This is a genomic window from Rhodococcus sp. IEGM 1406, from assembly GCF_030056745.1.
Classification (GTDB): domain Bacteria; phylum Actinomycetota; class Actinomycetes; order Mycobacteriales; family Mycobacteriaceae; genus Rhodococcus_F; species Rhodococcus_F erythropolis.
In genome coordinates, this window is sequence record NZ_JASHKO010000002.1 from 661,036 (window position 1) to 674,804 (window position 13,769).

12 protein-coding genes are annotated in these 13,769 nt (G+C 63.3%); 1 reads left to right on the top strand and 11 read right to left on the bottom strand.

Annotated elements, in window-relative coordinates; all coding sequences use genetic code 11:
* Positions 1-7 precede the first annotated feature (7 nt).
* From QM596_RS12405 to QM596_RS12430, 6 genes are all read right to left on the bottom strand, one after another.
* Positions 8-1,639 carry a cutinase family protein gene (locus tag QM596_RS12405; protein WP_283309150.1) on the bottom strand — a complete coding sequence of 544 codons (1,632 nt, stop codon included), beginning with the start codon at positions 1,637-1,639 and terminating at the stop codon, positions 8-10.
* Between the two features lie 111 nt (positions 1,640-1,750).
* Positions 1,751-2,857, bottom strand: a complete 1,107-nt coding sequence (locus QM596_RS12410) for an alcohol dehydrogenase catalytic domain-containing protein (RefSeq protein WP_283309313.1) — start codon at positions 2,855-2,857, stop codon at positions 1,751-1,753.
* A gap of 28 nt (positions 2,858-2,885) precedes the next feature.
* Positions 2,886-4,244: a M16 family metallopeptidase gene (locus QM596_RS12415; protein ID WP_019748074.1), complete on the bottom strand. Its 1,359-nt coding sequence runs from the start codon at positions 4,242-4,244 to the stop codon at positions 2,886-2,888.
* Between the two features lie 125 nt (positions 4,245-4,369).
* A complete protein-coding gene (locus QM596_RS12420) occupies positions 4,370-6,640 on the bottom strand; it encodes a polyribonucleotide nucleotidyltransferase (RefSeq protein WP_092764502.1) in 2,271 nt (756 codons plus the stop codon).
* A 438-nt stretch (positions 6,641-7,078) separates the two neighbouring features.
* The gene (gene rpsO / locus QM596_RS12425; RefSeq protein WP_003942254.1) at positions 7,079-7,348 is read right to left on the bottom strand and encodes a 30S ribosomal protein S15; all 270 of its coding nucleotides are present in this window, start codon (positions 7,346-7,348) and stop codon (positions 7,079-7,081) included.
* 157 nt (positions 7,349-7,505) lie between these two features.
* Positions 7,506-8,486 carry a bifunctional riboflavin kinase/FAD synthetase gene (locus QM596_RS12430; protein ID WP_019748071.1) on the bottom strand — a complete coding sequence of 327 codons (981 nt, stop codon included), beginning with the start codon at positions 8,484-8,486 and terminating at the stop codon, positions 7,506-7,508.
* 117 nt (positions 8,487-8,603) lie between these two features.
* Between QM596_RS12430 and QM596_RS12435 the strand changes: the two genes are divergently transcribed.
* The gene (locus QM596_RS12435; RefSeq protein WP_019748070.1) at positions 8,604-9,350 is read left to right on the top strand and encodes a metal-dependent transcriptional regulator; all 747 of its coding nucleotides are present in this window, start codon (positions 8,604-8,606) and stop codon (positions 9,348-9,350) included.
* Positions 9,351-9,360: 10 nt separating this feature from the next.
* Here QM596_RS12435 and QM596_RS12440 read toward each other — a convergent pair whose 3' ends face one another.
* From QM596_RS12440 to QM596_RS12460, 5 genes are read right to left on the bottom strand one after another with little or no spacing between them, the layout of a single operon-like run.
* Positions 9,361-9,837, bottom strand: a complete 477-nt coding sequence (locus QM596_RS12440) for a GNAT family N-acetyltransferase (protein ID WP_283309151.1) — start codon at positions 9,835-9,837, stop codon at positions 9,361-9,363.
* Entirely contained in the window at positions 9,834-10,754 is a 921-nt protein-coding gene (truB, locus tag QM596_RS12445; protein WP_133728989.1) for a tRNA pseudouridine(55) synthase TruB, read from the bottom strand. Before truB ends, QM596_RS12440 begins: the two co-directional genes overlap by 4 nt.
* 24 nt (positions 10,755-10,778) lie before the next feature.
* Positions 10,779-11,438 carry a 4'-phosphopantetheinyl transferase family protein gene (locus QM596_RS12450; protein ID WP_003942126.1) on the bottom strand — a complete coding sequence of 220 codons (660 nt, stop codon included), beginning with the start codon at positions 11,436-11,438 and terminating at the stop codon, positions 10,779-10,781.
* 13 nt (positions 11,439-11,451) lie between these two features.
* Positions 11,452-12,375 carry a metallophosphoesterase family protein gene (locus QM596_RS12455; protein WP_283309152.1) on the bottom strand — a complete coding sequence of 308 codons (924 nt, stop codon included), beginning with the start codon at positions 12,373-12,375 and terminating at the stop codon, positions 11,452-11,454.
* Positions 12,360-13,763: an MATE family efflux transporter gene (locus QM596_RS12460; RefSeq protein ID WP_256065069.1), complete on the bottom strand. Its 1,404-nt coding sequence runs from the start codon at positions 13,761-13,763 to the stop codon at positions 12,360-12,362. The genes QM596_RS12455 and QM596_RS12460 overlap by 16 nt, the downstream gene beginning before the upstream one ends.
* Positions 13,764-13,769: the final 6 nt, after the last annotated feature.

The following is a 13,769-nucleotide window of genomic DNA, read 5'->3' on the forward strand; positions in this document are numbered from 1 at the left end:
GTCTCGGCTAGCCGGCCGCAGCCTGTGTCGTTGTTGTTGTTGATGTTGTCGTTGTCGTGGTCGCGGCGGGCGGTTCACTCGACTCGACTGAAGTCGACGGCGCCACGGTTGAAGTCACACTCGGCGTCGCGGCCGGCGCAACGGATGTCGTCGTAGGAGCCGCGGGTGCCGGTACTGCAGATTCCGAACCTGCGGGTGCTGGTTGTACCGCTTCGCCCGTGGTTGTGGTGGGCTTGGCCGAGTCGGTAACCGAAGGCGAAGCAGCCAAGGCGTCGATGGCATCCGCCATCTCTTCGGCGGTCGGCTTCGCCGACGAATCGACCGGCTTGCCGTCCTGCGCCTGCTTGGCCAGATAGGTCAGCCACGCCGCTGCGTACTCCGCTGATGTCAGGGGCTTGCCGTTTGCAGCATCCGAATCACGCCAGTAGTCGAAGTGGTGACCGACATCCGGGCCCAAGGTCAGGCCGTACGGATCGTTCATGACTACGGGGATGGTGTTCTGGTTCGTGGCGATGAGGCCGACGATTTCCTTGAACAGCTTCTGCGGCAGGTACGCCAACGGCGACACTTCCTCAGTGGAAACCGAGTCCTTTGCGACCGGCGTCGTGGTGGCCTCGCTCGGCTTGTACGCCGGGTCGGAGACCTTCAGCAAGACATCGAGGAAGGTTTCGTCGCTCTGCATCCAGGTGGGATTGCTCGAGATGTCGTTGAAGGCGTCGAACATCACGCGTCCCATCACGACCGCGATGTCCATGCCGGTGGCGGGCGTCAGATTCTGCGCTTGCAACTGGTCGACGTTGAGCTGTCGGCCGACGTTTGCCGCCAGAATCAGGAGTGAAATGTTCTCGGGAGCTGCGCAGGTGAGGTCGCCGTCAGAGCAGAACGACGCAATCTTGCCGTTCAGGGCCCCGAAATCTCCGCTGGTGCCTGGAAGTGCCCCGGATCCGGAAGCGGTGTTCTTTCCGTTCTGATATTGCTGGTTGAAACCGTTCGGGTTCGCGTACGGGTTCTCGGCGCCGGGGAACGGCCCCTCGCCCGCGAGTCGACCAGCGTCGGCGAAGATGACCACACCGACGACGTTGTCCGGATTGATGCCGGAGGTGCTCGACTCCGAGCCGATGTCCATCGCGACGCGGCGCACTACGTCAGCGCCTTCGCTGTAGCCGACAATCGAGAACTTCGTGTTCGGGCAGGCCGCGCTGATTGCCTTCATCACAGCGCGGGTGTTGTCCGCGCCCGTCGTCACGGCCTCTTCGTAACTGTCCATGTTTGCGGGATACGCGATGTAGACGGAGGCGTACGAGCCGTCCTTGACCGAACCGGCTGGTGCCTTGAGTACCGGGTCGACCCAGTGGCTGCTGTAGTCGTCTGTGAGCGCCGCGGGGAGGAGTGTCGTTCCATCCGCACCGACGAGCATCTTCGTTGTGCCCTCGACAGGCGTGTCTCCGCGACCGGCAACACCGATCCCGACCGTGTCGTGGCACTCGGTGACAGACGCGGTCAACTCGGTCTCGATCGTCTGCGATTGCGGAGAATCCACGGCAACTGCGACCGCCACCAACGCGGCCACGCCGAGCGCTGCGGGCGCTACTGCACCCGCCAGTATTCGATGTCGCGAAAAGAACCCACGAACCGGCATATCTTCTCCCCAATCAACTTTTGGAAAACGTACGACCGACCCCCGGGGCGTCACGCAACGTCATTCGAGTAGTCGTCCAGTATGAGAGAAGCGTTACAGGAGGTAACGATTTCAGTCGAAAATAATGACCTGTCGGATTGCTTTTCCGTCGGCAAGTTCGTCCATGCCGGAATTGATGTCGTCCAACTCGATTCGCGAGGAGATGAGCTTCTCGACCGGTAGCTTCCCGTCCCGCCACAATTGCGCGTAGATCGGGATGTCGCGGGCGGGGACGGCGGATCCGAGGTAACTGCCGATGATGGTCCGCGCTTCGGCCACCAGCCCGAGCGGCGAGATCGACGAGCGTGCGTCAGGCGCAGGCAACCCGACCGTGACGGTCGTGCCACCCGCTGCCGTCGCGGCCACGGCTGTCTCGAACGCCCGAGCATTTCCCGCAGCTTCGACGACGATGTCTGCGCGAACGCCACTCTCGGACAGGCCGGACGGTGTGAAGACCTCGGTCGCGCCCAGTTCCAGCGCCTGAGCCAGCTTGGACTCCAGTGCGTCGACGCCGATGACGTTCTCGACCCCGAGTGCCCGCGCCGTCAGGATTGCGGCCATCCCGACCCCGCCCAAGCCGACCACCATCACAGTGTCCGCCGGGCGAGGATTAGCCGCGTTGAGTAGCGCTCCCCCGCCGGTCAACACCGCGCAACCGAGTACGGCTGCAATCTCGGCCGGAATATCGTCTTCGACGGCAACTACGGACTTGGCGTTGACCACCGCATGCGTCGCGAAACCCGAAACGCCGAGATGATGTTTGACGCTCTCGCCGGAGCGCCGCAGTCGTTGCGCGCCACCGAGCAAACTGCCGTCGTTGTTGGCGGCGCTACCCACCGTGCACGGCATCCGGCCGTCAGTGGCGCATCCCGCGCACTCGCCACACCGCGGAAGAAAAGTCATCACGACGCGGGTGCCCACCGACAACGAATCAACGCCGTCGCCGAGTTCGACGATTCGACCAGCCGCCTCGTGGCCCAGCAACATCGGCACGGGGCGAACGCGATTCCCGTCGACCACGGAGAGGTCGGAGTGACAAAGCCCGGCAGCTTCGATCTTGACGAGGATCTCACCCGGGCCCGGGGATTCGAGGTCGAGTTCCGAAATCGAAATCGGAGTCGACTCCGCAAAGGGACGCTCCCGGCCGATCTCTTCGAGCACTGCACCACGGATCTTCAACTGCACACCCCGATTTCGATAGTTCGAACTACTTGCCCACGATCCCGCGTACCGACGCGGGAAGGTCACGAACCCGCTTGTACGGGCCGACAACGGCGGCTGCAAAAGGCCTGGTCAAGAGCACCTGCGCCACCTCGAGCACCTCTTCGGAGGTAACCGCGTCGATGGTCGCGAGCGTCTGCGCAACACTGCGATGGTTGCCGTAATTCAGTTCACTGCGACCGATACGGTTCATGCGTGAACCTGAATCTTCCAGTGCCAGAACCAATCCGCCGCGCAGCGATCCCTTGGCGCGGGCGATCTCGGCATCGGTGATTCCGTCCGTCGCCACGTTCGCAAGTACCTCGCGGATCACTGTGGCGACCTCCCCGAGGTTCTCCGGCTGGCAACCCGCGTACACGGAGAACGCTCCGGTGTCCGCGAAGGTGTCTACGCCGGAATAGACGGAGTACGCAAGCCCACGCTTCTCGCGAATCTCTTGGAACAGACGAGAACTCAGCCCGCCGCCCACTGCGGCGTTGAGAACCGACAGAGCCCAGCGATGACCCTCGTGCCGACCGAACGCGCGTACTCCGAGCGCAAGGTGGACCTGCTCGCTGTCGCGGTGGGTCAAGCTCAGTTCAGGCATCGTTCGCAAACGCAGAGTGCCTTCGCGCCGCGGCGCCGGCTTGACTCCACGCTCGAGATGCCCGGCGAAGGCGCGGCGAGCGAGCGTCACAACCTGCTTGTGGTCGACGTTCCCCGCTACTGCCAGCACCATCCGCTGCGGCGTGTAACGCCGAACATGGAAGGAATGCAGCTGATTGCGCGACATCGACTCGATCGATTCGACGCTACCGATGATGGGACGACCGACAGGATGATCTCCGAACAACGCGGTCAGGAAGGCGTCGCCGAGCAGGTCTTCCGGATCGTCGTCTCGCATCGCGATCTCTTCGAGCACTACTTGCCGCTCGACGTCGACATCCGCAGTTCTGCAGCGCCCACGCAGTACGACGTCGGCAACAAGGTCCACCGCCATCGGGAGGTCCTCGTCGATCACGTGCGCGTAGAAACAGGTGTGTTCCTTCGACGTGAATGCATTGAGTTCGCCGCCCACACCATCCATGACCTGCGCGATGTCCAACGCGGTCCGTGACGGCGTCGACTTGAACAACAGATGCTCGAGAAAATGCGCGGCACCGGCCACACTCGGCTGCTCGTCGCGGGAACCGACTCCGACCCACACGCCGACGGAGGCGGAACGCACACCGGGGATGAATTCGGTGACGACGCGCAGGCCGCCGGGAAGGACCGTGCGCTGCACTCCCGATTCAGGAGTCGCATCGATCGGCGATTTCAGCACAGCACTGCGGCTGCGCGTGGTGTTGGGAGTGGTCTTTGCCATGAAAAGGTTCAGCAGTCCTCGGTGCAAGTGTTGAATCAGGTATCTACAGGCTCGTGTCTACAGACAGTACAGATGCGGCCCCGCACGGAAATCCGCGCGGGGCCGCATCAGAGTACGAGTGAGATCTACTCGGAAGCAGCCTCGTCGGCGGCCGGAGCGGCAGCCTCGTCGTTGCCCTCTTCGACCGGGATCAGCGAGATCTTGCCACGTGCATCGATGTCGGCGATCTCGACGCGGATCTTGGATCCGACGTTGACCACGTCTTCGACCTTGGCAATGCGCTTACCGCTGCCCAGCTTCGAGATGTGCACCAGTCCGTCGCGTCCCGGCAGGAGCGAAACGAAGGCACCGAAGGCGGTGGTCTTGACGACCGTGCCCAGGAACCGTTCGCCGACCTTGGGGAGCTGCGGGTTGGCAATGGCGTTGATCATGTCGATCGCGGCCTGTGCAGACGGTCCATCGGTGGCGCCGACGAACACGGTGCCGTCGTCTTCGATGGAGATGTTGGCACCGGTCTGCTCGGTGATGGAGTTGATCATCTTGCCCTTGGGGCCGATGACCTCACCGATCTTGTCGACGGGGACCTTGATGGCCGTCACGCGGGGAGCGAACGGGCTCATCTCGTCCGGGGTGTCGATGGCTTCCGCCATGACCTCGAGGATCGTGGTCCGCGCATCCTTCGCCTGCGAGAGTGCACCGGCAAGAACCTGCGACGGGATGCCGTCGAGCTTCGTGTCCAGCTGCAGGGCCGTGACGAAGTCCTTGGTGCCTGCGACCTTGAAGTCCATGTCGCCGAAGGCGTCTTCGGCGCCGAGGATGTCGGTCAGAGCGACGTAGCGGGTTTCACCGTCGACCTGGTCGGAGACCAGACCCATGGCGATACCGGCAACCGGAGCGCGAAGCGGCACACCGGCGTTGAGCAGTGCGAGCGTGGACGCACACACCGAGCCCATCGAGGTGGAACCGTTGGAGCTCAGAGCCTCGGAGACCTGGCGAATCGCGTAAGGGAACTCTTCGACGCTGGGCAGAACCGGCATGAGAGCGCGCTCGGCGAGTGCACCGTGACCGATTTCGCGACGCTTCGGCGAACCGACGCGACCCGTCTCACCGGTGGAGTACGGCGGGAAGTTGTAATGATGCATGTAGCGCTTGGTGGTCTCGGGACCGAGCGAGTCGACCTGCTGAGCCATCTTGACCATGTCGAGAGTGGTAACACCCAGGATCTGGGTCTCGCCGCGCTCGAACAGTGCGGAGCCGTGTGCGCGCGGGATGATCGCGACCTCGGCGGACAGCGAACGGATGTCCGTGACGCCGCGGCCGTCGATGCGGAACTGATCGCGCAGGATGCGCTGGCGAACCAGCTTCTTGGTGAGCGAGCGGAACGCTGCTCCCAGTTCCTTCTCGCGGCCTTCGAAGTTGGGTGCAACCTGCTCGAGAACCTCGACCTTGACCTCGTCGGTCTTGTCGTCGCGTTCCTGCTTGCCGGCGATTGTCAGTGCGGCATTGAGCTTTTCGGACGCAGCAGCCTCGACGGCAGCAAAAACGTCGTCCTGGTACGCCGGGAAGACGGGGTAGTCACCCGTGGGCTTTGCAGCCTTGGATGCCAGTGCTGCCTGAGCAGCGCACAGGCGTGCGATGAACGGCTTGGCGGCCTCGAGGCCTTCGGCAACGATGGCCTCGGTCGGTGCCTGAGCGCCGTCGGCGATCTTCGCGATGACGTTGTCGGTGGCCTCGGCCTCGACCATCATGATCGCTACGTCAGCGTTGTCACCGCTGCCGGACACGACGCGGCCGGCTACGACCATGTCGAAGACGGCGTTCTCGAGCTGATCGACCGTCGGGAATGCAACCCACTGGCCGGCCTTGTTGTCGTCGGAGACGATGAGTGCAACACGCACGCCACCGACGGGTCCGGAGAACGGCAGGCCCGCGATCTGCGTCGACGCGGAAGCGGCGTTGATGGCCACGACGTCGTACAGATCCTGCGGGTTGAGGCTCATGACCGTGACGACGACCTGGATCTCGTTACGGAGACCGTCGACGAAGGACGGGCGCAGCGGCCGGTCGATGAGGCGGCAGGTCAGGATCGCGTCGGTGGAGGGGCGTCCCTCACGACGGAAGAACGAGCCGGGGATGCGGCCCGCTGCGTACATACGCTCTTCGACGTCCACCGTCAGGGGGAAGAAGTCGAAGTGCTCCTTGGGGTGCTTGCTGGCGCTCGTGGCGGACAGCAGCATGGTCTCGTCGTCCAGGTAAGCAACGACGGCGCCGGCGGCCTGCTGAGCAAGGCGTCCGGTCTCGAAACGGATGGTGCGGGTACCGAAGGACCCGTTGTCGATCACGGCGGTGGATTCGAACACGCCTTCGTCGACCTCTACTACGGAATTCTCTGTCATTCTTTTCTCTTCACTTCCCTCTCGTCTTCGCCGTACCCGCGCGGGCGTTTCCACCCTCCTGGTGGAAACTGCGCACCGAGGGACGTCCCCCTCTTGAATTGCAGACGCTCCTTGCGATGCGAGCGATTTCTGCTTCGGGACGTCACTACGTTCGGGCGGCCGTCGATCGAAGTCCGCCGGAGCTTTCGGGCACTTGCCCGGTCCGGAGAACCACTACCGACAACCGACACCACGTTCTCTGGTGCATACGGTGTGCTGGCTGCGCACTGCACAACTGTGCGTAGACAACTGTGCATAGCGCCGACAGCGGAAACTGCCTTGCGGCAGCTAACGCCGAAAGCCAGCGAAGCCCAGTATATGCGTGGCTTCGCCGGCTAACGGAGTGTTCGGCAAACCGAAGCGTGCCGTGTTGCTTTCGATCAGCGTCGTGAGAAAAATCTAGCGACGCAGGCCGAGACGCTCGATGAGCGTGCGGTAGCGAGCGACGTCAGTCTTTGCCACGTACTTCAGCAGACGACGACGGCGACCGACCATCAAGAGCAGTCCACGACGCGAGTGGTGGTCATGCTTGTGGGTCTTGAGGTGCTCGGTGAGATCGGTGATGCGCTTGGTGAGCATTGCCACCTGAGCTTCAGGCGATCCCGTGTCGGTCTCGTGCAAGCCGTACTCGCCGAGAACGACCTTCTTTTCTTCCGTGGTCAATGCCACTTGATTCACTCCTGTGATGACGTTTGCGTGAAAGGAACTAGATCGGTGCGGCCACCGCAAACCGCAGCACGCACCGAGAGAAGATCCTACCAGCAGCAATGAGGCGCTTTCGCCCACCTAGAGCGAATGTGGCCGCCGCCACTAGTTCAGGACGAGCTCAACCTACGCTGCGCTCTGCATCCTCACTCAGGATTTGGCGTGCGCGTTCGACGTCTCGGTTCATCGCCGTGATGAGCGACTCGATCGAGTCGAACTTCTCCATGCCCCGAATCCGCGAAACCAGGTCGACAGCGACGTGTTGTCCGTACAGGTCTGCTTCGGTGTCGAGAACGTACGCCTCGACGGTTCGGGTCCGGCCGGAGAAGGTCGGGTTGGTCCCTACAGACACTGCGGCTTGGTATCGACGACCGGGAACGACAGTTCCGAGTTCCTCGCCGGCGCCGAGCACCGTGAACCACGCTGCGTAGACGCCGTCGGCCGGAATCGCCGAAAACATCGGCGGTGCAACATTGGCCGTCGGGAATCCCAACTCGCGTCCACGCTTGTCACCGTGGACGACCACACCTTCGACACGATGTGGACGGCCGAGAGCTTCGGTAGCCGCTTCCATGTCGCCCGCGTCGACGCACGAGCGGATGTAGGTCGACGAGAACGTCACCGCATGCTCGGCGAGCAACTGGACGCCATCGACCGCAAAGCCGAAGCGAGCGCCCATCTCACGAAGAAGATCGACGTTGCCGAGCGCCTTCTTGCCGAAGGTGAAATTGTCCCCCACCACCACCTCGGCGACATGCAGACGTTCGACGAGAATTTCGTGGACGTAGCGCTCCGGCGTCAGCTTCATGAAATCAGCGGTGAACGGCATCACGCAGAACACGTCGATGCCCAGATCCTGAGCCAATTCCGCACGCCGTTGCAGCGTCGTCAACTGGGCTGGATGACTACCCGGCCGCACAACCTCCATGGGATGCGGGTCGAACGTCATCAACACGCTCGGAACACCACGTTTGCGCGCAGCGGTAACCGCTCTCGCTATCAATTGGGCATGCCCACGATGCACACCGTCGAACACACCGATAGTGAGCACACAACGACCCCAATCGGCCGGAACTTCGTCGAGACCACGCCATCTCAGCACGATTGGCAGCCTACGGGTCCACCGGCGGCGGGTCACGTTCGGACCCGCCCAGCGAATCACCGCTGTGCTGCCGCTCACGTACGGAAGTTCCGGATTTCGTAGCCTAAGCTAAGCGTTGTGGCAGCTCACAAGACCGGAACCTCGGAAGCATCATCGACGTCGGATGGCGACAGCACTTCGGCGCACGGCGCGGCAATCGACACGCTCGCACTCTCGTCGGTGGCTCAGGACTACCTCAAGGTCATTTGGACGATCCAGGAGTGGTCCCACGAGCGGGTGTCCACCAAGCTCCTGTCCGAGAAGATGAACGTCTCGGCTTCGACGGTGTCCGAGGCGATCCGCAAACTCTCGGACCAGGGCCTCGTCGATCACGCCCGCTACGGTTCCATCGCTCTGACGGACAGTGGCCGCGCGGCTGCTGTGTCCATGGTCCGGCGCCACCGGTTGATCGAGACCTATCTGGTTCAGGAACTCGGGTACGGCTGGGACGAAGTCCACGACGAAGCCGAAGTCCTCGAACACGCCGTTTCGGATCTGATGATCTCGCGGATGGACGCCAAACTGGGCTTCCCCGAACGTGACCCGCACGGCGATCCCATTCCCGCCACCGATGGTTCGGTGCCGACTCCCCCGGCCCGTCAGCTCAGCGACTTCGCCAACGGCGAGCGGGGCCGCGTTGCCCGGATCTCCGATTCCGATCCCGAAATGCTTCGGTACTTCGATTCCGTCGGCGTCAGTCTCGATGTCGACATCACTGTCGAAGAACGCCGTGATTTCGCCGGCACAGTGTCCGTTCGACTCGGCGACAGCCCCGACACCATCGACCTGGGAAGCCCAGTCGCTCAAGCAATTTGGCTCGTGTAGTCGAGGCCGCTCAGAGCGGCAGACGGTATCGCCGTTCCACGGGCCGGACTCCGTCGGTCCGGGTCCAGTCGGCGAGCCTCTCGTCGACGTACACCCAACCTCGACGCTCGTACAGCGCGATCGCCGGCAAAGCGTCCTCGACGACGTCGAGCACCAGTTCCAACTGACTTTCGACTGCGAAATCCGTGACAGCGTCGAGTAGCGCACCGCTGAGGCCGTTTCCCCGCGCATGGGGATGAACGAACAATCGCGACACGGCTATCGATCCCGCGGTGGTGGGCGCGCCTGCAACCTCGCGGTCGACGACCACATGACCGACAACACGGCCGTCGCTCTCACCGACCCACGCCTTCACCACCGTGGGCGAACTGAGCCAGCGGTGCGGGTTCTGCGGCCACATGTTCGGATATCCGTCGCACTCGTGGACCTGTGCCAACGCATCGACGCAACCGTCGAGGTCGCCGTCGACACGCTCGCGAACGATCACCCGCGAAGCGTCGCCGGTCGCACGACCATCACCGAACTGGCGCGTCGACCGTTCTCCTGCAGAAGCGCAATCGTGTGACCGGTGGGATCGATCGCCGCACAGATCCCCTTCATCCCGATCGGCTCGAGCCAGCGCCCCTGGCTGATCGCCTCGGCTTCCTCCGCCGTGATCTGCCGATGCGGAAAAGCCGTCTGCGCGGCCTGATCGATGTCTAGGCTCACACCCGGCTGTTCCGCGAGATCTTCGAGCGTGCGCGCATGTTCGAGAGTGAACGGCCCGACGCGGGTGCGGCGCAATGCCGTCAAATGACCGCCGACGCCCAATTCACGACCGAGGTCGCGTGCAAGCGAGCGGATGTATGTTCCGGAAGAGCACTCAACGTCTACATCCAGATCGACGAAGCCACCCGGGACATCTCGCCGAGCCAGAACTTCGAAAGTCGACACCGTTACCGGGCGCGGCGCCAGCTCGACGGTTTCTCCCGCACGCACCAGGGCATGTGCGCGTTGACCGTCGACCTTGATAGCGCTCACGCTTGCCGGGATCTGCTTGATGTCTCCGGTCAGCGTTGCCACGATCGCCGCGATCTCCGCGTCCGTCACCTGCGAAGCGTCTGCGGAAGTCAGGACCTCCCCTTCGGCATCGTCCGTGTCCGTCGCTGCACCGAGGCGAATGGTCGCCGAGTACGCCTTGGTTGTCAGTGCCAGGAGTCCGAGCAACTTGGTCGCACGCTCGACGCCGAGAACGAGGACGCCGGTCGCCATGGGATCAAGAGTCCCGGCATGTCCCACCTTGCGGGTGTTCAACAACTTGCGGCACCGAGCGACCACGTCGTGGCTGGTGATGCCCGCCTCTTTGTCGACAATCAGGATTCCGGCGCCGACAAGACCGGAGGAAGGCTTTTCACGAGCTGACACGTGTGCCGATTCTGCCAGTCGCGCTCACTGCACCGAAATTGCCGTCAGAATGAGCCCGTCCGACACCAACCACCTGCCGTCGAAAGAGGTGAGCGGCGGACCAGACGTCGCCTCACCGGGGACCAGCAGACGCGAGTTGAAAGTTCCGGAAGTTTCCGACTCCGCCTCGAATGTGATGTGGGCGTCCTCGAAACCCAACCAGCGCCCAGTGAGCGGAAACCACGCCTTGTACGTGGCTTCCTTCGCGCAGAAGAGCACTCGATCCCAGTGCACCGGACCGCCGGTTTCCTGAGTGTCCAGCCACGTTCGTTCCGCTTCGATGCTGACCGCGGGCAATACCCCGTCCGGCAGCGGGCCGTGCGGCTCGGCGTCGATACCGAGTGAGCGGACCTGCATGGAGTACGCCAGGACAGCGCCGCGGTAGCCGTCGCAATGGGCGAGGCTCCCGACCACTCCCTGCGGCCAGAGTGGGGCACCACGCTCGCCGCGCATGACAGCGGCAGACGGAACACCGAGCTTGCCCATCGCCTGACGCGCAAGGTGCCGGGTAGTCACGAACTCGCGACGGCGCTTCTCGACCGCGCGGCCGATCAACGCCTCCTCACTGGGGTGCGGAACCAGACCGGGCGGATCCACGAAGGCCTCGGCCGTCGCAACTCCACCGGGAAGAATCTGTTCGATCACGTAGCGATACCTCTCAGCGTCCGGCGCGCATGCGCTCGACTTCGGCTTCCTGCTTCGGCGTGACCTTGAAGTGGCCACCCCACTTGTTGAGCGTTCCCGGCGGGTACTCCGGAACGGGAAGAATCTGACGCAACAACTTCTCCGGCAGTCCACGCCGACGCCATTCGCGCGGGTATCCGAGTGAGACTTCCTCGAAGCGGACGCCGTCGTAGTACGTGGTTCGAGGAATGTGCAGGTGCCCGTACACCGAGCACACCGCGTTGTACTTCACATGCCAGTCGGCGGTCGCGGTGGTTCCGCACCACAACGCGAACTCCGGATACATGAGCACGTCCGTGGGCTGCCGGACCATCGGGAAATGGTTCACCAGAACGGTTTTTGTGCCTTCGGGGAGCGCGTCCAGCCGTGCCTGGGTGTATTCGATTCTCGCCCGGCACCATGCGTCGCGCGTTGCATACGGCTGCGGCGAGAGCAGGAACTCGTCGGTGGCGACGACGTTCTTGTCCCGCGCGATCTCGAGCCCGTGTTCCTTGTCTCGCGCGCCTTCCGGCAGGAAGGAGTAGTCGTAGAGAAGGAACATCGGGACGACCGTGACCGGGCCCTCGTCTCCCTCCCACACCGGGAACGGGTCCTCGGGCGTGATGACGTCAAGTTCGCGGCACATGTTGACCAGGTACTCGTACCGCGGCGCTCCGTGAATCTGAACCGGATCCTTGGCGGTCGTCCACAGTTCGTGGTTGCCCGGAATCCAGATGACCTTTGCGAATCGGCTGCGAAGGAGCTTCAACGCCCACCGAATGTCGTCAGTTTTCTCGGAAACATCTCCGGCGAGAATGAGCCAGTCGTCAGGCGAATCCGGGAACAGTTCCTCCGTCATCGGCTTGTTGCCGTTGTGACCGACATGAATGTCGCTCACCGCCATCAGCTTTGCTGCCACGATCCCTCTGCTTCCTCAGTTGAACTTCCGCGCTTCGCCGTCGCCGGACCTGTCACTGCCCACTTGCCGGAAAACGCTCGCCACGACACCGCGACCATCCGAAGTACTACGAACACGGTAAGCCCTGCCCAAATTCCGGCCAGCCCCCAGTCGTAGGCGAGGGAGAGCCAGATCGCGGGCAGAAATCCGAGAACTGCGCAGAGCATGGTCGCGTTGCGCAGAAACACCACGTCCCCGGCGCCGAGCAGAACACCGTCGAGTGCAAACACGATTCCCGCTACCGGCATGATCGCGACGAAGAACCACCAGGCGATCGACATTTGACCGAGCACCTCGGCGTCGGACGTGAAAAGTCCGGGGATCACGGAGTGGCCCGCGGCGAAGAAGATCGCGAGTACCACGGCAAATACCGTCGACCAGGCAGTGATCCGCCAGGTCATCCTCTTCGCGGCGGCTGCGAATCCACCGCCGAGGGCAGCTCCGATGAGCGTTTGGGCGGCGATCGCCAAGGAATCGAGAAGGAGCGAAACCAGGTTCCACAGTTGGAGGACAACTTGGTGTGCACCGACTACGGCTGCACCGAACCTCGACGCCACCGCGGCCGCCGAGACGAAACACGCTTGGAATGCGAGGCTGCGCAGAATCAGGTCACGGCCCATCAGCATCTGCGCCCGCATGATTGCAAAATGCGGTCGAGCCGAGACCGGTTCACGAAAGAGTGCCCAAGCGAACAGGACACCCGAAACGCTCTGGCCGACCAGATTCGCGACAGCTGATCCTTCGAGTTCCATCCGGGGAGCACCGAGCAAACCGTGCACGAGAATCGGGCACAACACCGCCGAAATACCCAGGCCGACAAGGACGAACCGAAGCGGTCGCACCGTGTTCTGAACCCCGCGCATCCAGCCGTTGCCGGCCAGGGCCACCAGGATGAGTGGAACACCCAATACCGCTATCCGAAGCCAACTTTCCGCAGCCGCGGCAATGTCGGGAGTCCCGGCCACCGCCGAAGTCAGCGGGCCCGCGATCACCTGCACGATCACTACCAAGGCCAAGCCGATCGCGGCCGCCAGCCAGGTCGCCTGAACGCCCTCGCCCACCGCGTCGCGCTCGCGGCCCGCCCCGTGCAGCCGTGCGGCGCGCGCCGTCGTGCCGTACGACAAGAAGGTCAGCTGCGTACTCACCAACGACAGGATCAGACCACCGACTGCCAATCCGGCCAGCGGAAGCGCCCCGAGTCGGCCGACCACGGCGATGTCGAACAACAGATAGAGGGGTTCGGCCGCCAGTACCCCGAGTGCCGGAAACGCCAGGGAAAAGATTCGACGCCCAGTGACGTCGAAATCAGCTGCCGAAGATCCCGCCGAGGTGGCGTCAGATTCGCTCAATGCCGC